18 protein-coding genes are annotated in these 22,989 nt (G+C 63.7%); 9 read left to right on the top strand and 9 right to left on the bottom strand.

Annotated elements, in window-relative coordinates; translation table 11 throughout:
• Positions 1–7: 7 nt before the first annotated feature.
• The 6 genes from ACWRN3_RS00330 to ACWRN3_RS00305 all read left to right on the top strand — a co-directional run bounded on the left by ACWRN3_RS00330 (position 8) and on the right by ACWRN3_RS00305 (position 11,326).
• Positions 8–2,617, top strand: a complete 2,610-nt coding sequence (locus tag ACWRN3_RS00330; protein WP_476739553.1) for a sigma-70 family RNA polymerase sigma factor — start codon at positions 8–10, stop codon at positions 2,615–2,617.
• Entirely contained in the window at positions 2,614–5,256 is a 2,643-nt protein-coding gene (locus tag ACWRN3_RS00325) for a PD-(D/E)XK nuclease family protein (RefSeq protein WP_476739552.1), read from the top strand. Before ACWRN3_RS00330 ends, ACWRN3_RS00325 begins: the two co-directional genes overlap by 4 nt.
• The gene (locus ACWRN3_RS00320) at positions 5,253–8,480 is read left to right on the top strand and encodes a UvrD-helicase domain-containing protein (RefSeq protein ID WP_476739551.1); all 3,228 of its coding nucleotides are present in this window, start codon (positions 5,253–5,255) and stop codon (positions 8,478–8,480) included. The genes ACWRN3_RS00325 and ACWRN3_RS00320 overlap by 4 nt, the downstream gene beginning before the upstream one ends.
• Before the next feature lie 427 nt (positions 8,481–8,907).
• Positions 8,908–10,170: a hypothetical protein gene (locus ACWRN3_RS00315; RefSeq protein ID WP_476739550.1), complete on the top strand. Its 1,263-nt coding sequence runs from the start codon at positions 8,908–8,910 to the stop codon at positions 10,168–10,170.
• 45 nt (positions 10,171–10,215) lie between these two features.
• A complete protein-coding gene (locus ACWRN3_RS00310; protein WP_476739549.1) occupies positions 10,216–10,443 on the top strand; it encodes a hypothetical protein in 228 nt (75 codons plus the stop codon).
• Positions 10,444–10,708: 265 nt separating this feature from the next.
• On the top strand, positions 10,709–11,326 hold the full coding sequence (locus ACWRN3_RS00305; protein ID WP_476739548.1) for a hypothetical protein: 618 nt from the start codon (positions 10,709–10,711) through the stop codon (positions 11,324–11,326).
• A gap of 28 nt (positions 11,327–11,354) precedes the next feature.
• Here the strand turns inward: ACWRN3_RS00305 and ACWRN3_RS00300 are convergent, their stop codons facing one another.
• Genes ACWRN3_RS00300 through ACWRN3_RS00290 form a run of 3 tightly spaced genes read right to left on the bottom strand, consistent with a single transcriptional unit; the run spans position 11,355 to position 14,417 of the window.
• Complete coding sequence (locus ACWRN3_RS00300) at positions 11,355–12,134, bottom strand: carbon-nitrogen hydrolase family protein (RefSeq protein WP_476739547.1); 780 nt, start codon at positions 12,132–12,134, stop codon at positions 11,355–11,357.
• A gap of 45 nt (positions 12,135–12,179) precedes the next feature.
• Positions 12,180–13,529 carry an APC family permease gene (locus tag ACWRN3_RS00295; RefSeq protein WP_476739546.1) on the bottom strand — a complete coding sequence of 450 codons (1,350 nt, stop codon included), beginning with the start codon at positions 13,527–13,529 and terminating at the stop codon, positions 12,180–12,182.
• A 9-nt stretch (positions 13,530–13,538) separates the two neighbouring features.
• Positions 13,539–14,417, bottom strand: a complete 879-nt coding sequence (locus ACWRN3_RS00290) for a carbon-nitrogen hydrolase family protein (RefSeq protein ID WP_476739545.1) — start codon at positions 14,415–14,417, stop codon at positions 13,539–13,541.
• Positions 14,418–14,513: 96 nt separating this feature from the next.
• On the opposite strand from ACWRN3_RS00290, the gene ACWRN3_RS00285 reads away from it, so the two are divergent.
• The 3 genes from ACWRN3_RS00285 (at position 14,514) to ACWRN3_RS00275 (ending at position 17,664) form a co-directional block, all read left to right on the top strand.
• On the top strand, positions 14,514–15,278 hold the full coding sequence (locus ACWRN3_RS00285) for a FadR/GntR family transcriptional regulator (protein WP_476739544.1): 765 nt from the start codon (positions 14,514–14,516) through the stop codon (positions 15,276–15,278).
• 294 nt (positions 15,279–15,572) lie between these two features.
• Entirely contained in the window at positions 15,573–16,835 is a 1,263-nt protein-coding gene (locus ACWRN3_RS00280) for a J domain-containing protein (RefSeq protein ID WP_476739543.1), read from the top strand.
• Between the two features lie 79 nt (positions 16,836–16,914).
• Positions 16,915–17,664 (top strand): SDR family oxidoreductase, encoded by a 750-nt coding sequence (locus ACWRN3_RS00275; RefSeq protein ID WP_476739542.1) that lies wholly within the window; start codon positions 16,915–16,917, stop codon positions 17,662–17,664.
• Between the two features lie 19 nt (positions 17,665–17,683).
• Here the strand turns inward: ACWRN3_RS00275 and ACWRN3_RS00270 are convergent, their stop codons facing one another.
• The 6 genes from ACWRN3_RS00270 to ACWRN3_RS00245 are packed head-to-tail and all read right to left on the bottom strand — an operon-like array spanning position 17,684 to position 22,971.
• Entirely contained in the window at positions 17,684–18,784 is a 1,101-nt protein-coding gene (locus ACWRN3_RS00270; protein ID WP_476739541.1) for an oxidoreductase, read from the bottom strand.
• Positions 18,781–19,119: a hypothetical protein gene (locus ACWRN3_RS00265; RefSeq protein WP_324644417.1), complete on the bottom strand. Its 339-nt coding sequence runs from the start codon at positions 19,117–19,119 to the stop codon at positions 18,781–18,783. The genes ACWRN3_RS00270 and ACWRN3_RS00265 overlap by 4 nt, the downstream gene beginning before the upstream one ends.
• A gap of 41 nt (positions 19,120–19,160) precedes the next feature.
• On the bottom strand, positions 19,161–19,901 hold the full coding sequence (locus tag ACWRN3_RS00260; RefSeq protein WP_324644416.1) for an SDR family NAD(P)-dependent oxidoreductase: 741 nt from the start codon (positions 19,899–19,901) through the stop codon (positions 19,161–19,163).
• 37 nt (positions 19,902–19,938) lie between these two features.
• The gene (locus ACWRN3_RS00255; protein WP_324644414.1) at positions 19,939–20,706 is read right to left on the bottom strand and encodes an SDR family NAD(P)-dependent oxidoreductase; all 768 of its coding nucleotides are present in this window, start codon (positions 20,704–20,706) and stop codon (positions 19,939–19,941) included.
• Positions 20,693–22,084: an MFS transporter gene (locus ACWRN3_RS00250; protein WP_159632693.1), complete on the bottom strand. Its 1,392-nt coding sequence runs from the start codon at positions 22,082–22,084 to the stop codon at positions 20,693–20,695. The genes ACWRN3_RS00255 and ACWRN3_RS00250 overlap by 14 nt, the downstream gene beginning before the upstream one ends.
• Positions 22,081–22,971: a polysaccharide deacetylase family protein gene (locus ACWRN3_RS00245; protein WP_476739540.1), complete on the bottom strand. Its 891-nt coding sequence runs from the start codon at positions 22,969–22,971 to the stop codon at positions 22,081–22,083. Before ACWRN3_RS00245 ends, ACWRN3_RS00250 begins: the two co-directional genes overlap by 4 nt.
• Between the last annotated feature and the right edge of the window lie 18 nt (positions 22,972–22,989).

Here is a 22,989-nt window from a genome sequence, read left to right as displayed (position 1 = left end):
GGATGAAATGCCAGAACTAGCCGACGCCGGGCCCCACCCGATTGCGACGCTTCCGCGGGTGCCTGTCCAGGCTCCGCCCGCGGCGGTGCCTGCCTCGTACGACTACGCCTTCCTGTATCCGTGGCAGCAGGAGGCGCTGAAGGCTTGGCACTCGAATGCGCGCCGCGGCGTGGTGGAGGCCGTGACCGGTTCCGGCAAGACGCGCGTCGGGATCGCCGCCGCTTTCGAGGCAGTCCGGCAGGGCATCAAAGTCCTGATCCTGGTGCCAACAGCCGAGCTGCAGCGCCAATGGCTGGTCTCCCTGCGCCGGGACCTGCCTGCCGCACGGCGGGGTGCGCTTGGCGACGGCCGGTCCGATTCCCTCGATGACGTGGACATCCTCGTCGCCATCGTTCACTCCGCATCCAACCGGGAGACGCTCCGCTCTCACAAGGCCGGACTGATCATCGCTGACGAGTGCCACCGCTATGCGGCACCCATGTTTACCGGCGCCCTCCAAGAAGGGTACGCCTGGCGGCTTGGGCTGACAGCCACGTTCGAAAGGGCGGACGGTGAGCACGAGAACCTCCTGACCCCCTACTTCGGCGGCGTCATCTACAACCTCTGGTACGACCGGGCGTTGAAGGACCAGGTCATCGCCCCGTTCGACATCGCTTTGGTCGGCGTTGATCTGACGCCGTCGGAACAGAATGACTATGACGAGTTCTCGACGGTGATGGTGGAGGCGGCGCGGAACCTGGAGACGTACGCCGGCATCCCGCGGCGGCCCTTCCCCCAATTCATCGCTGCCGTGGCCGCGCTGGCCGCTTCGGATTCGCCCAGCCGGGAAGCGACCATCGCGCGCAGGTACATGCGGGCAATGTCCTCGCGGCTCACCCTGCTGGCGGAAGCGAAGACAAAGTACCTGGCGCTGGCAGCTCTGAAGGGAACGGTTGATGGGTCCCGCGGGACCTTGGTCTTCACGCAGACCCAGGACTCAGCCCGGCGGGCACAGGAGCTGTATACGTCCCTCGGATCGACGGCGTCGGCCGTGTTCAGCGGCATGGCCAAGGACGACCGCCGGCAGGGCCTGGAGGATTTCCGCACCGGCGCATCACAGGTACTCACCGCGCCGCGGCTCCTCGATGAAGGCATCGACGTCCCGGAGGCCGACCTCGGGATCATCGTTGCAGCCAACCGCAGCCAGCGGCAGATGGTGCAGCGGCTCGGCCGCGTTATCCGCAAGAAGGCCGACGGGCGGCCCGGCCGCCTGGTTGTCCTCTACTCCAAGGGCACGGTGGAGGATCCGGACGTCCAGGGTGAGGAGTTTCTGGGCAAGGTCCTGCCCTTCGCCCGCAACGTGGGATTTTTCGACATCAAGACGGACCAGGACGGGTTGCAGGAGTTCCTCCGCCAGGCCAACCCTGAAGAGGCTTCACGGCCCGAGCCCGGTGAGCCCGCGGCGGGTACGCCCGGGGATGGCGCTGGACCGGAGATCGGCAGTGAGCTGGAGCCGGTGGTGGAGCCTCCCGTGGAGGAGGACGACGAGAGGGCGCCGACGTCGTTTGATCTTGATGACTCCGGCTGGAGTGAGGAACTCCAGGGGCTGGAGGGCTTCAGCGACGACGGGGTGTCTGACTACCTCCAGCGGGCAGGCCGCGCGGATCTGCTGACAGCCGAGCAGGAAGTGGAGCTCGCGAAGGACATCGAGGCCGGCCTCTATGCTGCGCACCTGCTGGCGGACGGCACCGCACGTGGCCGCAGAGTATCCCGGGAACTTCGCACCATTGCCTTGCTCGGCGGACGCGCCGCGGACGCCCTGCTCGAGGCGAACCTCCGGCTGGTCATTTCCATCGCCAAGAAATACGTGTATCAGGGCATGGACCTGCTGGACCTGATCCAGGAGGGGAACATCGGCCTCCACCGGGCAGTCTGCAAGTTTGACTACACATTGGGTTTCAAGTTCTCCACATATGCGACGTGGTGGATCCGGCAGGCTGTCACCCGGGCGCTGGCCGACCAGGCTCGGGCTATCCGGCTCCCGGTCCACATGGTCGAGCAGATCCACAAGGTGCAGGCAATTCAGCGTGACGCTACCCGGAAGGGCCTCGAATACAGCCTTGAGGAACTCGGCAAGCTGACTGACCAGTCGGCTGAGAAAGTGGAGCATCTACTTGCGCTTAACCAGCCCGTGCGTTCGCTGGACTACCTTGTACCGGACGGCAGGGGCGGACTGGAGCCGCTGGCCGACCAGCTCCTCGATCCCTGGCACATTGATGTTCTTGAGCAGATCGCCAAGGAACAGCTCAAGGCCCAAGTGCACGCGGTCCTCGACACGCTGACTGAACGGGAGGCTGGCGTCATTGCGATGCGCTTCGGTATCGATGACGGCGAGGAAAAGACCCTGGATGCCATCGGCAGAGTCTATGGCGTTACCCGGGAGCGCATCCGGCAAATCGAGTCGAAGACCATGAAGCTTTTGCGCCATCCCTCCCGCTCTCAGGGCCTCAAAGAGTTCCTGTTCACCTGCAAAGAAGCTCCGTTTGTCACAGTGGGTGCAGACGATGAGACCGACTTGTCAGCGTCCGACAGTAGCGTGGTAGAAACGACCAGCAGTCAGAACATGGGGGACAAATGAAGATTGAGTTCGGTTGGCATCTGGACCGGGCGCCATGGGCTTACACCGAGCCGGGGCTCAACCACGTGCGGGTGGGCCGTAAAGGTTTGACCACACTGCTGCAGACGCGCTTGGGCATCACCCGTCCCGACACCCCGCATGCTGAGCGCATCGGCCAGTATCTTCAGCGCCTGCGCTCCATAGACACCCCCAGCCAATGGTTTCATGCCTCCTTCACTGTGGACCCATGGTCAACCGCGAGCGAGCTCCTCGAGGCCCGGGACGATGCCGTTAGCAACGGCTGGGACGGGACGCTCCCGCAACCTGGTCCCGACCTGCCGGATCCTTCGCCGTTGCTTCGCACGCTCGCCGCTGCGGAACGTGCCCCTGGATACCTTGCCCCCTCGCTCGCAGACGACACCTCGGAATTGCTCGAAGCCCTCGTCACTCCCCTGCCCCTCGGGATCGAACAGCTGATCCTCCACCAAGCTGAGGCATCTTTCCCCAGGATCTGGCAACGTATCATCGCCAAACTTCGCGGGCATGGGATCCATGTCAGCGAAGCACGGCCGGTCACCGCCCAGCCACACCTGACGGTCCTGACGGCCGAAACCGAATGGGAGGCAGCTGAGCATGCAGCGCGGTGGCTTGCCAGCGGCGACAACGCCAGCACCGCGGTGGTGTGCTCGGACAGCACCTCCGTCCTTGACCAGTATCTCGTCAAGCATTCGCTGCCACGCTTAGGGGTCGGCGCCCGCTCCCCTTGGCGCACACAGGACCAAATAATTCCCCTGTTCTTCGAGCTCATCTGGGCCCCGGCCGACGTCCGACTCTTGGCTGAATTCCTGTCCCTCCCCGCCAGCCCGGTCAAACGACGGGCAGCGAGCCACCTCCTGCATGCGCTCCAGCAGGCACCCGGGCTCGGAGGTGAAGCTTGGGAGAAAGCCATCGAGGAGATCGCCCAAGACCACACACTCGGGTCCGAGCTGGCTATGGTTCTTGACCGCACTTTCAACACCGGGCTTATCAAAGGGGAAGTCACCAGCGGAGCCACTCTGGCAGAGACTGCGGTGTGGCTCGCCGGTCGGCTGCGTGCCCGGGCGGCCGTCGACCCCGCTTTCCAGTCCGCGGCCGCCCAACTTCAGCGGGTTCTGGAGCTTGTGGCGCCCCTTCAGGAAGTCTCCCGCCGCGAGCTGCGGCGCATCATCTCCGCCGTCGTGACGCCGACGCGCAACCCCTTGATCGCCGCGGAAGCCAGCCCTTGGCTGCGGCTCAACCACCTCAACGAACTTGGTGACGACGTCAACAATGTGCTCTGGTGGGGTTTCCGCAATGAACCCACTGGCCATGGGCGCCGCTGGGAAGCGCAAGACGTCGAAACCCTCGGCCGGGTGGGCGTGGACCTGCCCTCGCCGGAACACCTTGCAGCCCTATCGATCCAGCAGACGCTCGCCGCCGCCAGCCGTTGCCGGCAACTGGTCATCGTCCAAGTAGAACAACTCCTTGGCGAACGCACCGAAGGCAACCCGCTCCTTGAGACGCTTGTCGCCGCCCAGCCTTCCCTGCATGCAGGGGCCGCTGAAGAGTCGCTTTCCGCGCGCCTCGCCAAGCTGAGCACCACGCCGGCCGAACTTACGGGTCCAGATGGCCACTGGCACTTCGCTGATCGGAGCACCCAACTGGTCCCCCTGGATCAGCACTTGCCCCTCCCGCCCGCGCCCGTCCACGAAGTTGGTCCGAGCCCCTCGCTTCGACCGGAGCGCCTGTCCTTCAGCCAGCTCACGACGTTGCTCGGATGTTCACTCGCTTGGGTACTCGAGAAGAAGTCAAAGCTGAGCGTGGCCGATGCCGCCAGCATCCCCACAGACAACCAAATGCTTGGGACCTTCGCGCACAAAGTAGTGGAGGTTCTCCACCAGCACCTTGAAGGGCAAACCCGGGCAGTTCCGGAGGAAGCAGAAATCCGCCTGACCATTGACGAACTGATGCCGCACTTCGCCTCGGACTTGCTGTTGCCAGGCCAGTCCCGCCGACGGTCCGCAATCACGGCAACCCTCGTGGCCTCGATCAGCACGTTCTTCAGCCAACTCTCGCGCGGCGGCATCGTGCTCCAAAGCATGGAGCACGAATTCGAGAAAGACCTCCGGCTCTCCGCAGAGGGCAAAGATTTCAGCGTCGCCGTGAAGGGCAGTGCAGACGCGGTGGGCATCGACACCGAAGGCCGCACCGTCGTCGTCGACCTTAAGTGGACCAACAACGCCAAGTACCGCCGCGAGGAAATCCAGCAAGGTACCGCGCTGCAGCTGGCCCTCTACCAGTGGGCCCTTCATCCCGGCGATGCCCCGCCCGATGACCCGACAGCGTTTTACCTGCTCAAACAGGGTGCATTTGCCTCGTCCCACCCGCACTTCGGTACCCAACTGCCCCGGGCCGTCGAGCCCGCCCAGCTTTGGATGCAGGCGGTGGCCGCGGCGGAATTCACCATTGAGGAAGTCCTCGCCGGCCGGATCACGGCAACACAGCCAGCCGACGACACCCGAGCCGAAGACGCTCCGGACCGTGCTCAGATGGACGCTGATGCTGGACGACACCACGTCAAGCCACCCTGCCGTTTCTGCGACTTCGGCGTGCTTTGCGGATTAAAGGGGGACTTTTCATGAACCTGCTGGACAACGTCACTATGGTCTCGGCAAGTGCCGGAACCGGAAAGACCTTCCATCTCACCCAGGTCATCGCGGAAAAGATCGAGGACGGACTGCCGGCTGGCGCAGTCATGGCGACAACCTTCACTAAGAAGGCAGCAGGTGAGCTGAAGGAGCGAATTGGTGCGCGGCTTCTGGAACAGTCCGGAACCGCCACGAAGGACGCTGGTCTCGCGGCGTCACTGCAGCGCGCAGCCCAGCAACTGCCTGCGAGCCTGATCGGGACCGTCAACAGCGTCTGCGGAAAACTTCTCCAGGAACACGCAATCGACGCCGGGCTCTCCCCCGCGCTCGAAGTAATCGGTGAGGAACAACTCCAGGGAATCTTCCACCTGGCTACTGACGTCATCCTCGCGGAGCATGGGACCGACATCCTGCCCATCGCGCGCCGTATGGGAACGGACGGAAACGGGGCACGTGACGCCCAACCGTGGGAGGAGACCGTACGCGGGGTCGTCGACGCCGCCCGCACCAACCTCCTAAGTGCCGATGATCTTGTTGGCTGTGCAGAGCGCTCCTGGCACGGGCTGCGGGAACTGCTGGACGCGCCGGGCCAGGACGACCGGCAGACGTGGCACCGGGAGCTCCTCGAGCGGCGGACGCAGCTCGACACCCTCGCGAGAACGGGAATCGGCCCGGACGGCAAGGCCGCGAAAATCACGACGAAGGGTTTCATAGAGCAGTATCCCAAAGTGATCCAGAAGATCGACCAGGCAGTCAGCATGGATGAGACTATGTGGGAGATCTGGCGTGGGTTCATCCCGTCAGCACCTGCTGCCCCCATCAAAGCCATCTTTTGGGACCTGCGGGAACGCATTCACGAGGGGTTACTCTCCAACCCGGCGTTCCACTCGGACTTGGAGCAATATATCCGGCGTATCTTTGCCTGCGCCGCTGAATGCCTCACCACCTACGCCGAGTTCAAACGACTTCATGGACTTATGGACTTCGTGGACCAAGAGACTCTCGTCCTCGAGCTGGCCCAGAACAGCCCAGCCTTCCGAGCATCGTTCGCGAGCCGCATCAGCTTCCTGGTTGTCGACGAGTTCCAGGACACCAGCCCGCTGCAGCTTGAGCTGTTCCTCCAGCTCAGCCGCTTGGTGAAGGAGGCCGTGTGGGTTGGCGATCCGAAGCAGTCGATTTATGAATTCCGTGGCACCGATCCAGACCTGATGCAGGCGGTCGTGGATCGCGTGCCAACAAGACGGCAATTGTCGCATTCTTGGCGCTCCCACCAGACTGTCGTCGACGTGTCCAATGCCGTTTTCGAACCCGTCTTCGCAAAGCACGGAATGCCACGCGAGACCGTTCACCTGGAGCTGCCGGAAGACCACAAAGGTTGGTCAGCCGGAAGCCTGGAGGCCTGGACACGTCCCCAAACCAACGACGCCGAACGCTTGCGCGCAACAGCGGCCGGGGTCGCTGATTTCCTGCTGCGCCGTCCGGAGATACGACCAAGCGACGTTGCGGTACTAACGCGGTCAAACGCCGACGTGGAGGCGCTCTCGGCTGCCCTCGACGGCTTGGGCATCCGGGCAAGCCGCAATCCGCGCAGGCTCGCCGAGGCCCGCGAGATCCAGCTAACTCGCGCCGGAATGGCCTACGTCTCGGACGGCTACGACACCGTCGCCCTCACCGAAATCGTCGCCCTCCATCCGGCCCATCACGCCAATGGGAAGTGGCAGCAGCATCTTTTGTCCGCTGCCGACCCGGCCGCGGTACTTGAAGACTGGAACGCGGACCCTCTGCTGACCTCGCTTGACGCCTTGCGCACGCAGGCCAGAACGGCCACACCCACGGAAATCTTCGAAGCTGTGGTCGGTGTACTCGATCTTCCGCGGCTCATCAGCTCGTGGTCTGTGCCTGCCACCCGGCTGCGCAACCTAGACGCTTTCCGAGGCATCCTTGAGGACTACTACGAGCACTGCTTGGCTCTCCGCTCACCTGCCACCTTGCGGGGTTTCCTGACTTTTCTCAGTTCGGAACAGCACCAGTCAGCCGAGAACGCCGGCCCGGACGTCGTCAATGTCCTCACGTACCACAAGGCCAAGGGGCTGGAGTGGCCAGTCGTGGTAATGGAAGCGCTGGACAAGGACCTGCGGTTCGCGGCATTCGGTGCCGCCGTGGAGCAGGATGGATCACTCAATCTTGAGCAACCCCTAGCCGGGCGCTGGATCCGCTTCTGGCCCAGCCCTTTCCCTTATGCGGGCTCACCGCTCGACGCCCGCGGCAAGGAAAGCCAGGAGGCGTTGAACGCTGAGGAACGCGAACGTCGGAACATGTCCCGCCTGATGTACGTCGGTATGACCCGGGCAGTGGAAACCAATGTGCTGACCGGCAAGGGCAATGTTCCAGGGTTGCTGAATAACCTCGGCGTTGAGTCCCTTCTGTCCTGGTCCGCAGGTCAGGTCCCCGAAGCCCCCGGCTCCGAAGCCGGCCGGTTCGAGGACCCCGAGTCATCAGGCACTTCGGGGACCCTGAACGTAGCCGGCAGCGGTGCTTTTTCCGCACGGGTGGCGACGCTGGAGCCTGCGTCTCAGGCTGTAGCCGTACCTGGGTGGGGCGCGCAGTTCACCGACGCGCCGACGCAGCTGCCCCCCGCCCAGCATTTGCCGTCGCGCCTAACTGCCAGTTCCGAGGGTTCCGAGGGTGATCAAGCAAAGATATCCTCGGCCGCAGAGCTGGGCTTCCCTCTGGCAGACCATGGTGCGGAGGAATGGGGCGCCGTGGGCAGCGCCGTCCATGCCTACCTCGGCACGGCATATAACGCCCTCGACACCAGACAGCAGCTGGACCTTGCGGAACGAATCATTGGGCGCTGGAAAATCGGGCATCTGATCGACCCGGATCTGCTCGTGACGTCGGGAACCCGCTTCGAGAACTACCTGAACTCGAAGTTCCCCGGCTGGATTCGGCATCGCGAGGCAGCAATTGGTTGGCGGCCGGAGAACAGGGTGATGGAGGGATGGATCGACCTCTTGCTTGAGGGGCCGGAGGGATACGTGCTTGTAGATCACAAGACTTATCCGGGCACCGATCCCGAAGGCCACATACGCGAAAAGTACCTAGGCCAAATGGCGGCCTACCGGGGCGCGGTTCTCGCTGCAACCGGCAAACCGGTCTTGCGGACTCTGATTCACTTCCCTGCGTTGGGGAGCGTCTACGAGGTCGGCGAGGCGTAGAAACCCGGTGCGGTCACCACCAGTAGTGGCGGCACCCTGCGCTCTGGCAGGCCCATTTCGGAACGCCGAGTTCGGTCTTACCGGTCCGCGGGTAGTAGCGCTCTTCAGTAAGCACGACGCAGCCTGCGAACTCCGCTTTCGGGTACTGCTCCCTCGCACCGGGCATAACCATGCCATAAATGATGCGCCAAGCTTCATGCCCGCAAACCGGACACTTCCTCGTCGCAGCTCGATTCCTAGTCCCGCCTTCTTTTGCCATGGAAGCAACATAGCGGCCGATCCCGACAATCCCTGACTTACAAAAAGTTCTTAGCCGCCAAGCGTTTTTTGTAATCGCCGAGGTCCGTTTCGTCCGCGAATGACATCCCCCATAGTCGACAATGTTCTCAGACGATGCAGTGCCGACAAAGAGACTCAAGGAGCCCCTGTGAATGACGAGATTCAGCTGATCGCTGACGGCGACGGTTTAGCGATCATCGGCGATCCCGCAGCTGTTGACCAATTTCTCGTCTCGGAGGGTTTGTCAGCGAAGGATCTCGGACTACAACGGTTGGGTCCGAGGCTTAGCAACGCAGCCGGCGTGGTTCAGCTAGGTTCTGAAATCGCCGCAAATTCCGGACAGTGGGTCAAGCTCACAGAAGAGTCAGCCAAGGCAATCAAGAAGTACGGTCTGATGACCAACTCGAAGTCCGGACTCAGCATGGGTGTCATCCAGGCAAAGGGTCAAGCGCACGGCATCAAGGGAATTGTTCAGTTCGCTAAGGGTCCAGGCTCGATTGCAACCAATCCTGCGATTCTGACCGGCGCTGCTGGGATCATGGCACAGCTTGCCATGCAGCAGACCATGGATGAGATCACGGACTACCTCGCCACAATCGACGAGAAGGTGGATGACTTACTGCGCGGACAGAAAGACGCCGTCGTAGCGGACATGATCGGCGTAGATCTCGCTATCGAGGACGCGATGACCATTCGCGACCAAGTGGGTCGAGTCTCCGAGGTGACGTGGTCCAAGGTTCAGGCAACGTCAGTCACCGTCGGCAGGACGCAGGCGTACGCACTCCGGCAACTCGACGCCTTGGCGGAAAAGCTGGAGAACAAGGCTAAGGTCGGAGATGTGGCCAAGACGGCCAAAGAAGCTGAATCTTCTGTAGGTGAGTGGCTCGCTATCTTGGCTCGGTGCTTCCAGTTGCTGGATGCAACAGCCGTGCTGGAGCTTGATCGCGTGCTCGACGCGTCTCCGGAAGAACTGGACGAACACCGCCGCGCTTTGAGGGTTGCTCGCCAGAACCGTCTCGAACGCATCTCTCGAAGCACAGAGCGCGTCATAGCCCGCATCCAGGCTGCGGCCAGCGCAGCCAACGCTAAAGTCCTGCTTCACCCGATCACGGCCCAGGCCGTCATCGTCTCCGCCAACCACGTAGCTTCCCGGGTTGTGGATTTCCAGGGGCTACTCGGAATTGAACGCAGTCGTGAGTCGCTTGAAGCCAAGCGATGGATCGAGGCTGCCATTGAGGCAAGAGACCGGGCGCTAGAGACCGGAGCCGACGGCGTGGATGTAGCCAAAAACCTCGGTAGCGACACCCTTGACCGTGCCAAGTCGGTCACGGACAAATTATCCAACAAGATCTCAAAGCACTCCTTGTTTCGGCGGGCAAAGGATGACGAGGATTCCTCTGAGAAAAGCTAAGTTGCTCGTGTCAGGTGAGATCCCATTACGAACCCGGAGGAAAACATGACTAACAGGGGCTATAAAGCCTTGCGCATTATTAAAAGCGGCGGCGCGAACTTAAAGTCTGGAGGCGAGAAACTCTACTCCTTGGCGAAGGACCCTGCTGTGCAGGCCAAGGTTCGGAACATGGTCGCAGACGGCCAGAAGTTATACAGGGCGGCGAGCAGCCCCGAAGCAAAGCAGGCATACAGACAAGCCGCGGAGTTCATCAGAAAGACTAGGAAGAGTTGAGTAGCTCTCAGCAGATGTACCGGCTCGCATGCCCGGGACCAATCAGGTGAGAGCTGGATATGCACGTCAATTCTTCTTGCGAAATCCGGCTCGGCAACCTGCTCCATCTGCCAGGCTCGGCTCCGTGATGAACAACGACCAAGTCGTTCTTGCGCCTGAACACTAAAGTCAGCACCGGTCGCAGAGGACAGGAGAAACAGGTTCAGTGACATCCTCTCAGCAGCGCATAGCCCTACTGCCGGACATGCCCGACTCAAGACTGCTGGTGGAACTCACCAGCCACGCGAGCGATCTCTCGGAAGCCTCCCATGCGTTGGCGAGTGCAGTCGCAGCCGGTGAGAGTTCGGAACTGTGGTTCCCGCTAACATCACACGCAGTGACGGCCTACATTCGACCCTTTATTCATTCGAATGTCCGTCGGCGCCTCGACGAGATGCTCGATGCGCCAGCCGTGCCGCCATCGATGACGTGGTTGCACGAGGTTATTCGGCAGTACCGCAACACGACAATTGCACATTCGCAATCGAACTTGGCGCTGCCTTTTCCCGTTGTCCTGCTGGACGACGCCGGGAAGCCAACGAAAGTCGCTCCGGTATCCCTCATTAATCAAATGCCGATGGCGATTGCAGAACGGTTTGCTGACTTGGTTGCCGCCATGGAAGACGCGGTAGATCATGCAACCCAACCAGTTCTGGACCGTCTGCATGCGTGGGCAAGAAATCGAACGGCAGAAGAAGTCATAACTTGGGATCCGCCAGAAATCGGGCATGAGGCCGCTTTGAATTTCAGCGCCAGAGAACGAAGAACCCGGGTTCCTCGCTACACAGCCTATTGGCAGAAGCAGTTACCCAGCGATGAGCAGGTACCGGGGCAATTGTCATAACCCGGGCTCTTCGAGGTTCACCTCGTCCTTACAACCGCCGCTGCCGGAACATCGGGAACGACTCCCGCACGCGTTCCACCGTCTCCAGCGACACCTCCACCACCCGCACCCCAGGCTTCAATCCAAGGTCCGCTTCAACAACCCCCATCGGATCCACCAGCACGCTCCGCCCCACGGACACCGGCGGCGCCTGGCACACCCCTGCGACGTACACGCTGTTCTCAATCGCCCGCGCAGCGTTCAGCGCCAGCCACTGTTCCGTCTTGTGCTCGCCCGGCACCCAGGACGAGCAGACCAGCAGGACCTGCGCGCCGGCGTCGGCCAGGGACCTCGCAAGCTCCGGGAAGCGCAGGTCGTAGCAGGTCATCAGCCCGAACCGCACTCCCCCGAGCTCGAAAACCACCGGGACCGTGGACGGGCCCGGCTTGATGAACTCAGACTCCCCAAAGCCCTGCGCGTCGAAAAGGTGGATCTTCCGGTAGGAAGCCAGCCGGCCGCCGTCGGGCCCGAACGCCACCAGCGTGTTGTAGGCACGGCCCGGCTCGTCCGAGGTTTCCACCACGCCCGCCACCAGCGCGATGCCGTGGCGGCGGGCGGTATCAGCAAGTTCGCGGCAGACGGGCCCGTCCAGCGGCTCGGCCACCTCTGGGAACGTCGCGTCCACCTTTTTCTTCTCGTAGGTGGCGTACTCCGGGAAGGCGACCAGCGCGGCGCCGTCGCGCGCTGCCTCGGCGGCGAACCGGTCGATCGCGGCGAGGTTGGCCTGGATGTCGACACCCGACTCCAGCTGACCCAGCGCTATCTTCACGAACTTTCCTTCCCTTGGCCGTACAAGCCACAACTCAAACAGAGATCAGGCGGCCGCCTCGACCGTCGCCTTCTCCGTGGCCGTCATCTCCGGCGGTGCCGCCTTGAACCCGCGGGTGATCAGGGCCAGGACCACGATGCCCAGCACCAGCCAGGACACGCCCAGCGTAATGGCGTTGCTGTCCAGCTGGGAGAGCAGGTAGGCGCAGATGACCGCGCCGATCACCGGGACCACCACGTAGGACGCCGGGTTCAGCTGCTGCCCGGCCCGGCGCTGGCGCACATAGTGGAACACCACCGAGGCGTTCACCAGCGTGAAGGCGGTGAAGGCACCAAAGTTGATGAACGACGTCGACGTCGCCACGTCCAGGAAGATCGCGATCAGGCCCACGGCGCCGGTGACCACCAGGTTCGCCACCGGGGTGTGGAACTTCTCGCTGAGCTTGCCGAAGACGGCCTTGGGCAGGACGGAGTCGCGGCCCATCGCGTACAGCAGGCGGGAGGCGCTGGCCTGTGCGGCGAGGCCGGAGGCGAACTGCGCCACCACCAGGCCGGCCAGGAACACGGCGCCGAACAGCTGCCCGCCGATCTGCAGGGCGATGGAGCTGGCCGCGGAGGCCGAGTCCTCGAACACGCCGCCGGGGTGGACCAGCTGGGTCACGTAGGACACCGCCACGAAGATGCCGCCGCCGATTAGGGCCACCAGCATGATGGCGCGCGGTACGGTGCGGCGCGGGTTGATGGTTTCCTCGGTGAGGGTGGTGACGGCGTCGAAGCCCAGGAACGAGTACGCGGCGATGGCGGCGCCGGCGGAGATGGTGGTGAAGCTGGCGGTGTCGTTGAAGAACGGCTGCCCGCTGGCCAGTCCCCCGGCACCGTTGGCGGACACCACGCTGCCGATGGCCAGCGCCACGAAGAACACCAGGACCAGCAGCTGGAACGCCATCAGCACGTAGTTGGCCTTGTCCGCCACCTTGATGCCCAGAATGTTCAGGAGCGTGGTGATCACGATGAAACCCACGATCCAGACGCCGATGGGGATGCCCGGGAACTGGGCGGTCAGGTAGGAGCCGCCGATGAGCCAGATGACCATGGGCAGGAAGAGGTAGTCCAGCAGCACCGCCCAGCCCACCAGGAACCCGACGCGGGGATCGATGGAGCGGCGGACGTAGGTGTAGGCGGAGCCGGCCACGGGGTAGGCAATGGCCATCCGGCCGTAGCTGTGCGCGGTGAACAGCATGGCCACCAGCGCCACGAGGTATGCGGCGGGTGCGGCGCCGCCGGTGGTTTCGGCGATGATGCCGAAGATCCCCAGGACGATGATCGGCGTCAGGTACGCCAGGCCGAACAGGACCAGCGAGGGCAGCTTCAGCGTGCGGGTGAGGGTGGTTGTCACGGGAGTTCCTTACGGCTTGTAGGACGGCGGTGTCCAGGTGGCCGGATTGATCCGGCCTTGGTAGACGGAAAGTTCGACGGCGGGCTCCCCCTCGCGGAACTGCGACCAGGGGCGGTTGAGGTTCTCCGTGCCGTGGGTGCGGACATGCTCGACGGCGGCAAGGTCCAGTTCCGCGGTGAGCAGCACCGGCTCATCATCAGGCGCCTCGGCGAGGGTGTTACCCTCCGGGTCCACGATGATGCTTTGGCCCTTGCCGGTGGGGCCGGCGCAGTTGACGCTGACCATGAAGACCTGGTTCACGATGGCGTTGGCCTTGGCGAGGATCAGCTCCTGCCTGCGGTCCGGCGTGGTGGTTTTGACGACGTTGAGGATCACGTCGGCGCCCATCCAGGCGAGCTGGCGGGACACCTCGGGGTACCAGGCGTCGTAGCAGATGTTCAGACCCACCCTCCCGATCCCGGGCAGGTCCACGGTGGTGAACCGGTCGCCGGGATCGTAGGGCTCGAACGGGCGCCAGGGGAAGATCTTCCGGTAGTAGCCGGCGAGCTCCCCCTCGGGGGACAGCACCAGTTGGGTGTTGAACAGCTGGCCTTCCGGTCCGCGTTCACAGACGCTGCCGGGGACCAGCCAAATGTTGAGGTCCCTGGCCAGCTGCTTGAGCTCGGTGACCCGTGGCCCGTCCAGCGGTTCGGCGCTTGCGTGGAGCATCTCGGCGCGCTGCAGGTCCGGGTCCTGGTCGCCGAAGAGGTGCAGCTCGGGGAAGACCACCAGCTTGCTGTGCGGCTGGGCCTCAAGGGCTGCTTTGACCTCGTCCGCGAAGGCGGAAACCGGTTCGCCGATGAGCCGGGGCCGGGCCTGGGCGGCGACGAGGGGAAGGTTTCGTTGCATGGGTTTTTCTCCGCTGTGGGGTGTGATCCGGGTTATATTAGATCAGAATGATCCAATAAAGGGAAGGGGGCAGGTGTGGGCCGTAAAGTAGCGGTTATGACCGATCAGCTGGAGGAGACCGCCGATGCCCCACGCCTTGGTGCCAGCAGACTCACCGGGACAGAGCGGCGCAGCGCCATGGACGCGGTCCGGATGCGAATCGGCATGGCGATTTCACTGGGGCTACTGAAGCCCGGCGAACGGCTGCCCGACCAGGAGGACGTAGCCCTAGGTCTCTCGGTCAGCCCGATAACCGCCCGTCGTGCCCTGGCGAGCCTTGCGGAGCAGGGCGTTGTGGTGCGCCGGCGCGGCCGGGCCGGCGGGACGTTCGTGGCGGACGCGCCGCCTGCCGACGTCCTGGCGTCACTGTCTGCCTCGCCCTCCGAGTCCCTGGCGGTGAACCGGCTGGTGGACCGGCGGCTACTGTTCGAATGCGCGGTGACGCATTACGCGGCGGTGAACGCCACCACCGAACAGCTGGACGAGCTGGACCGGCTGACCCGGGAGATGGCCGGAGCGAGCGACTGGTCCTACTACCACCGGATGGACGAGCAGTTCCATCTACTGGTGGGTACGGCATCCTGCCTGGACACCGCCGTCGAGGTTTATCACGAGACGCTCGCGGAGCTGTATGACTACTTCATCCCCTACCCCATCGAGAAGCTGCACAAGTCCAACCTGGACCACATCGCGCTGGTGGCAGCCCTCCGTGCGGGCCGCGTTGAGGAAGCGGTGGAGGTTTCGCGAAAGCATGTGGACATCCTGCACCGAACGATGTTTATGGGGCTAAAAGATTCCGGCGGCCTTGCAAACAAGTCATAAATCAAGAATCGGCTGCAAAGCGTCCGCCTGAGATACGGGTTGCACGAACGCTTGCGCCATGTCGTCGTATCTTTCAAGCAGACACGTCCCAAGTCGTTATATAGACTGCTCAACTCGCCCCTTTCGGTGGCCTTTTGCTGACATTTGAAGGTCAACAATTCGATCAACACGGTGAGGCTGGCTCCGAAGGGCGGTACAAATAGATCTGGAATGAATATTGTTCACATCAACAATTCCGCAGATACGGCATTGTCGCAGGTAGGCTGCCTGAGGGGAACGAGAGGAACAGTCCTGATGGCACAAGCAGCGGTCAGTCATTATGAGGTGCTTGGAGTACCAACCACAGCAGACACAACTGAGATCAAAAAGGCCTATCAACGCAGACTCAAAATGTCGCACCCAGACGTGGGTGGCAGCACAGGACTCTTTAGACTCGTTCAGGAAGCCTACGAGGTCCTGTCCGACCCGGCCCGCAGAGCAGTCTATGACCGTACTGGAAACGAAAGTGACTTTGGGAGAGCCGCAAATAGCGGCAATCAGAGTCGAAACCAGGAACAAGGGCATTCCCGTTCCAGTTCATCTCAGCAAAGTACAAAACAAACTTTTGCTGAAATGGAAGATCCGCCCGTCTTAAGTCCTTGGACCGGACCACCTGTGGAGTACCGGCCTCCGCTTAAACCGGCAACTGGTGACCCTGAGAAGATCCGACGCCCCGCACCAGCGTGGACACGTACCTGGCGCACTGTCTTTTTCGTAATCGGCAGCGTTTTCACCTTCCTGCCGCTTTTCGCCACCGTGTGGTACTTCTTCACCGCTCAATCCAGTCCGACCTGGCTGTCCAAGTGGTTGCCAGGCCTTCTCCTCACGGCGCTGACTGTCTGCTTCTGGTATGTGGTGGCAAAGCTCCCAAAGTGGTGGACAACGAGGAAGCGGCCTGCACCACCAGAGGTCCTCGCTGACGCTTTTCTGATTGAAGAAGTCCTCAACCGCCGAGTCCACGGCGTACCCGGCCGCAGCTTGTCCGTGGGGCGCTTCGGGGACAAAGCAGAGATCGGAGCGGAGGGCGAACGGCGAACAGCGCGGCTGATTACTGCGTCCATCCTCCACGCAATTCCGTCGGCCCGTCTCATCAACGGGCTGCGTTGGCCGGGATCGGAACACGCCGACCTCGATCATGCAGTTATCGCTGGAAACAGAATCGCCCTGATCGACTCCAAAATGTGGGCGGACGGCGTGTATTGGTGGGACAACAAACAGCTCTTCCGCAACGGCCGGGAGCTTAAAGCCTTTGGCCTTGGAGCAGGTGTGGACGCCGTTCGCGCTGCGTACCCCGGATACGTCGTTGAAGGTTGGGTAGTACTGCACTCGGGAACGGGAAGGCTCTCCATGCCATCGGTGGAGCGCGCGGGCATGTTCCCGCTTCCCGGCCGAGCCCCCATCCGGCTCGTTACTCCGTTAGAACTCGCATCCGAGGTCCATGCCTTCCTCATGCAGGCCCATGAACCCAATGTCGTCCATGTTCCCGGACTGGCCGGACTCCTACGCTCCATGTTGTAGATCATGACCGGCACGAAGCCCTTCACGAGCTGAAGAGCCCCGGACCGAGTTGCCGGGGAACCGGCATAGGATTTCTTCCATGAAGATTGCCGTTGCAGGGGGAACCGGTACAGTGGGCCGCCACGTCGTGGCCATCGCCAGGGAGCGTGGGCACGAGGCGGTCAGCCTCAGCCGAGCGGAAGGGGTGGACTTGGTCAACGGGCGCGGCCTCGATCAGGCACTCCAAGATGTCGAGACCGTCATCGACGTCTCCGGCATCCAGGCCATGTCCACCAAGAAAGCCGTGGACTACTTCACTAACGCTACCCAGAACCTGCTGGCCGCTGGGAAGAAGGCCGGCTTAAAGCACCATGTGGCACTGTCCATTGTGGGCATCGACAAAGCCAACTCAGGACTCTACGCCGGGAAGCTGGTGCAGGAGGACGAAGTCAGGCACGGCGGCATTCCCTGGACCCTCCTCCGGTCCACCCAGTTCCACGAGTTCGTCCCGATGTCCATCAAGGCCGCATCAGTGGGCCCGCTGGTCTTCGTTCCCACGATGGTCACCCAACCGGTGGCGGCAAGGGAGGTGGCCGCGGCCCTGGTGGACGCGGCCGAGGCTGGGCCGCAGGGACGCATCCCGGACCTCGGCGGCCCGCGGACCGAACAGCTGAAAAGCCTGGTCGCGGCCTACCTCGCCAAGACGCAGCAGAAGAAACGGATCGTTCCATTGCACCTTCCCGGCCCCATGGGCAAGGCCATGCGCAACGGCTCCCTGATCCCGCTGCCGGGATCCGCCGTCGGACGCCAGACGTACCTGGAGTGGCTCGACGCCATCGAAGCCGCCTGAAAGCCGAGGCTGCCCCGCCCTACCCGTCCTCCAGCTCCCAGTCCTTGACGTCCGCCAGCGGGGCGAAGACGGAGGGGTCCAGCTCCCCGAATTCCAGGTTGTTGCGGACAAGGTGCGGCCAGTTCCGGTTGGCCAAGGCTCCCTTGCCCAGCGCGACAACGTCCGCTGAGCCGTCGGCCAGCATGGACGCGGCCGTATCCGGATCATCGAGCTTGCCGTTGGCGATTACCGGCACCCCGGAGTACCGCTTGGCCAGCGCCGCCAGGGTTTCCTCCGCATCCGCGAACGCGGGCTCGGCGGCACGGTACTCGGTGGTGTGGACAAAATCGATCCCGGCAGCGCCCAGGGTGCCGAAGATGACCTCGGCTTCCGCCACTCCCCCGCCCCACTTGTGCTCGGTGTCGCTGACCTTGGCCTGGGAGATGCGGATACCCACCGTCATATCCGGGCCAACGGCCTCGCGGACGTCGTGGCAAATCTCAGCGGCAAGCCGCACCCTGTTTTCCGGTGAGCCGCCGTACCGGTCGTCGCGCTGGTTCAGGTAGTCCGTGAGGAACTGGTCCAGCAGGTACCCGTTGGCACCGTGGATCTCCACGCCGTCGAACCCGGCCTGCTGCGCGTGCAGCGCCGCCGTGACGAACCCGTCCCGGACCTCTTTCATCTGGGACAACGTGATCGCGGAAGGAACGGGATACGGACCTTCGCCGCGGTAAAACCCCAGCTGCTCCCCCTTCGGTGCCACCGCCGAGGGCCCCACCGAGGAGGTCACATACCGGTTCCCCTGGCTCTGTGCCCCCGCGTGCATCAGCTGCGCGAAGATCTTCGACCCCGCCTCGTGAACGCCGTCCACGACGTTCGCCCAGGACCTGGCCTGCTCCTCCGTCGCGATGCCCGGCTGGAAGTGGTAGCCCTGGCTGTGGGCGGTGTCCGGGTAGATGCCTTCCGTAATCAGCAGCCCAAAGCCGCCGCGCGCAAAGTTCCGGTAGTAGGACGCCATTCTCTCCGTGGCATGTCCGTCCTCGGTGGCGCTGATCCGCGTCATGGGAGCCAGTGCCACCCTGTTGTCCAGCTGGGTGGCACCGATCCGGAGGGGTGACCAGAGCGGGGAATAATCAGTCATTCACAATCTCCTTGATAGTGTTCGGGGTCCGGCAACAGCCCGGCCGCCCGTGCGGGCAGGCCCGCGTTGGCCGGATCCGCTGCGTACGCCTGCCGGCGCCTTCGCAGCCGGTCCACAACCGACGCGTCAGTGAAGCAGCCGAGCACAGCGGACCAGAGTTCTTCGACGGTCTGGCACTGCCGGAAGGCCCCGGCCGCACCGGTCATCAGCCAGCCGTCCTTAAGCGCGGTCACTTTCGGGGCGCCCGGGAGACCGGTGCAGACAGCGTTGACCGTGGCTGCCACGATCAGATGTTGCCGCATGGTCCGCACCGGCCCCAGGGCAGGGTCCGCCACGGTGGTCCTTCCGCAGGCACCGCACATGTCGCTCCCCTTCCTTACGGCATCACGTCGCCGGAGTTGGGCCCCAGCGTCTGCCCGACGAACAGGTTTCCCCCGGGGTCGCTGGCCAGCAGCACGGCGGCAGGCGCCACTTCCTCCGGTGTCCCGAACCGGCCCAGCGGAAGCTCGGCGCGCTTCGCGGCCTTCCAGCTTTCCGAGATGCCCTCCACCAGGGGCGTCTCGATGGGCCCCGGGGCGATGCAGTTGACCAGCACATTGTCCGCCGCCGTTTCCAGGGCCAGGGCTTTGGACAGGCCCACGACGCCGGCCTTGGCCGCACTGTAATGCGTCAGCCCCACGCCGCCCTTGATGGCCAGCTGGGAGGCGATGTTGATGATGCGGCCCCACTTCCGCTGCCGCATCTCCCCCACCACCTCCCGGCAGCACAGGAACACACCCGTCAGGTCCACCGTGAGGGTCTCGTTCCACATGGCCAGGGACATGTCCTCCAGCGGGGACTCCGTCAGCAGGCCCGCACTGTTGACCAGGACGTCGATGCCGCCCAGCCTGTCCCGGGCCTCGGCGAAGGCCGCCCGCACGCTGGCTTCATCGGCAACGTCCACGCGGATGGTGCCAGCCCCTCCGGCCCGGTCCAGCACGGCCACCCGGTCCCCGTTGGCCAGGAAGGCCTCGGCAATGGCCTTGCCGATCCCGCTGGAACCGCCGGTGACCACCACCCCGCGGCCGTTGCCGGGTTGGGTACCACCGGAAGCTTGGTCAGCAGTCGATGTGTTCATGGTGTCCTTTCGTTGTGAGGCGGCTGTCGGGGCGCCGTCAGGCGCGCATCTTCACGGTGAGTCCGCCGTCAACCACCAGCGCCTGGCCCGTGATGTAGCGGGACTCGTCGGAGGTGAGGAACCCGATCACGCTGGCCACTTCCTCCGGTTTGCCCACCCGGCCCCAGGGGATGTCGTTCCCGGCCCGGTGCAGCCCCTCGGGGCCCAGGGAGTTCACCGGGTCCAGGGACTGTGGGGTTTCGATGAGGCCCGGGATCACGGCGTTGGCGCGGATCTGCCGCGGGCCGAGTTCCACGGCCACGCTGCGGACCAGGCCCAGCACCCCTGCCTTGGCCGCGGCGTAGTGGGCGTGTTCCTCCCACCCGTACACCCCGCCGGCGATGGACGAGACCGCAACCAGCGCGCCGCCGTCGGTCATTCTCTCCGCCCCTGCGCGCAGCGTGCGCAGCACGCCGGTGAGGTCCACGTTGAGCATGTCGTGCCAGCGCTCATCGGTCATCTCGCCCAGCGGGGAGTTGCGGAGGATCCCCGCGTTGGCGATGGCGTAGTCCAGCCGCCCGTACTCGTCCACGGCCCGCTGGGCCAGGGCGTCCACCGAGGCGGTGGTGCGGACGTCCACCTCGTGGATCACCGCCTCACCGTTTGCCTCCTTGACCAGCCGGAGGGTTTCCTCCGGATCGTGGGGATCGCCCGGGAAGGTGCCGATGACGGACACCACCCCCTGGCGGGCGTAATGGACGGCGAGGGCACGGCCGATGCCGCTGGCGGCACCGGTGATGATGGCGACTCTGTTAGGCGACGTCATGGGGGTGGTCCTCCATCAGGGCTTCAGCAGGGGGCTTGGCGGCGATCATCAGGAGCCCGGAGACCAGGGTTCCCAGGGCGCCGACCCACAGGGCCGCGGTGCCGGTGCCGGCACCGGCGGCGATGGCGGTGAAGATGGCGCCGCCGAGGATGGTTCCGGGCTGGCTCATGGCGCCGATGAAGGCGGTTCCGGTGGCCCGGCAGCTCACCGGGTAGCACTCGGCCATGAAGTACTGGATGGCCGCGTACGGACCCACCAGGAAGAACAGGCCGGCGCCGTAGGTCAGGATGATCATGAACGGGCTGGTGGCGATGGGGCTGAGCATGATGGAGAAGGAGATGCCCGAGAGGATCCAGCCGCCGATGATGGTCCGCTTCCGGCCGATCTTGTCACCGAGCCAGCCGTGGAAGACGTAGCCGAAGTAGGCCAGCAGGTTGATGACGATCAGCATCCAGAAGGCGTCCGAGAGTTCCACGCCCTTCGCGTTCTTGAGCACGGAGCTGCCCAGGACGCTGAAGATGGTGATGCCGAAGAAGTTCACGATCCAGGCGAGCGAGAAGACAAAGGTGTTCCGGCGCAGGTGCGGCTCCCAGATGCGCTTGAGCGGGGCTGCCGAGGAGTGCTCGACGCCGTACGCGTGGGCCAGGGAGTGCGCGTCTTCAGTCTTTCCGTGCTTTTCCAGCTCGGTCAGCTTGTGGTGCAGTTCGAACTGGGGCGTTTCCTTGAGCTTCCGGGCGATGACCCAGACGATCACGGCGGCCGGGACGGTGGCCATCAGGTACAGGGCACGCCAACCAAGGGAGGGCAGGAAGGCCAGGGCCAGTGCGCTGGCCAGCAGGAAGCCGAGCGGCCAGCCGCCCTGGATGAAGGAGTAGTGGAAGCCGGGGCGCTTGCGCTTGTCCGCGACTTCGGTGACCTGGTAGACCTCGTTCATGTAGGTGGCGTTCACGGCCTGCTCGGAGAATCCGAGGCCGCCGAAGGAACGGACCACCACCAGCATGGCGTTGCTGAAGAACGGGATCCCCGTGGGGATCAGGGCCGTGAGGCCGGAGACGACGGCGGTCCCACCAATGGTGGTCATCATGCCTTTGCGGCGGCCCAGGCGGTCAATGACGGGCCCGATGCCGAAGCAGACGATGGCGGTGCCGACGGCGATCCAGGTGTTGATGGCGTAGGCCTCGGGGGCAGACCAGCCGAATTCCTGCTGCATGGCAGGCAGCAGGGTGCCGAACAGGCCGTAGTCGAAGACGGCCACGGTCCAGGCCAGCAAGGCAAGGACGGTAGCGGTGGTGGTGTGGCGCTTGGAAAAGACCGGGAAGCGGCGCTTCTCGTCCGGGCGGGGCTGCGACAGGTCGACAACCGGTTCTTGGATGCTCATGACTTGTTGTCCTTACGGGGGCTGCGGGAAAGGAAAGAGTCGGCGATCTGGTCGAAGGTGCACCAGGTGACGCCCTCATGGGAGTTGATGTGTTCGATGAGGCGCTCGAGCATGAGGAGCACCTGCGGGCGGCCGGAGACGTCCGGGTGGATGGTCATGGTGAAGATGGCCTGGTCCATTTCGCGGTAGACCCAGTCGAACTGGTCCCGCCACATCTCTTCGATGTCGCGGGGGTTGACGAACCCGTGCGAGTTCGGGGATGCCTTGATGAACATCATCGGAGGCAGGTCATCGAGGTACCAGTTGGCCGGGATTTCCACCAGGTCCGTTTCCTGGCCGCGCTTCAACGGCTCCATCCAGGTCTGGGCGTCCTTGGTGTAATCGATCTTCTTCCAGGAGTCCCCTACGCGGACGTAGTACGGCTCGAAGTCGCGGTGCATCAGGGAGTGGTCGTACTTGATGCCGCGCTCAAGGAGGATCTCGTTGGTAACCGGCGAGAACTCCCACCACGGCGCAACGTAACCGGTAGGCCGGCGGCCGGACACCTTTTCTATCAGTTCGATTGCGCGGTCCAAGATGGCGGTCTCCTGTTCCCGGGTCATGGCGATCGGGTTCTCGTGCGAATATCCGTGCACGCCGATCTCGTGCCCGGCATCCACGATCATCTGCGTCAGTTCCGGGAAGGTTTCGATCGAGTGGCCCGGCACGAACCAGGTGGCCGGGAGGTTGTATTTTTGGAACAACCGGATCAGCCGGGGTCCGCCGACTTCACCGCTGAACAGGCCGCGGCTGATGTCGCACGGGGAGTCCTCTCCTCCGTAGGAGCCGAGCATGCCTGCCACTGCGTCTACGTCCACGCCGAAGGCGACTTGAATGTCCTTAGCCATGAGATTTTCCTTTCAATT

The sequence above is a fragment of the Pseudarthrobacter sp. rb genome (genome assembly GCF_056389225.1).
Note: the sequence above shows the minus strand (reverse complement) of the source record. Positions and strands in the feature narration are given on the sequence as shown.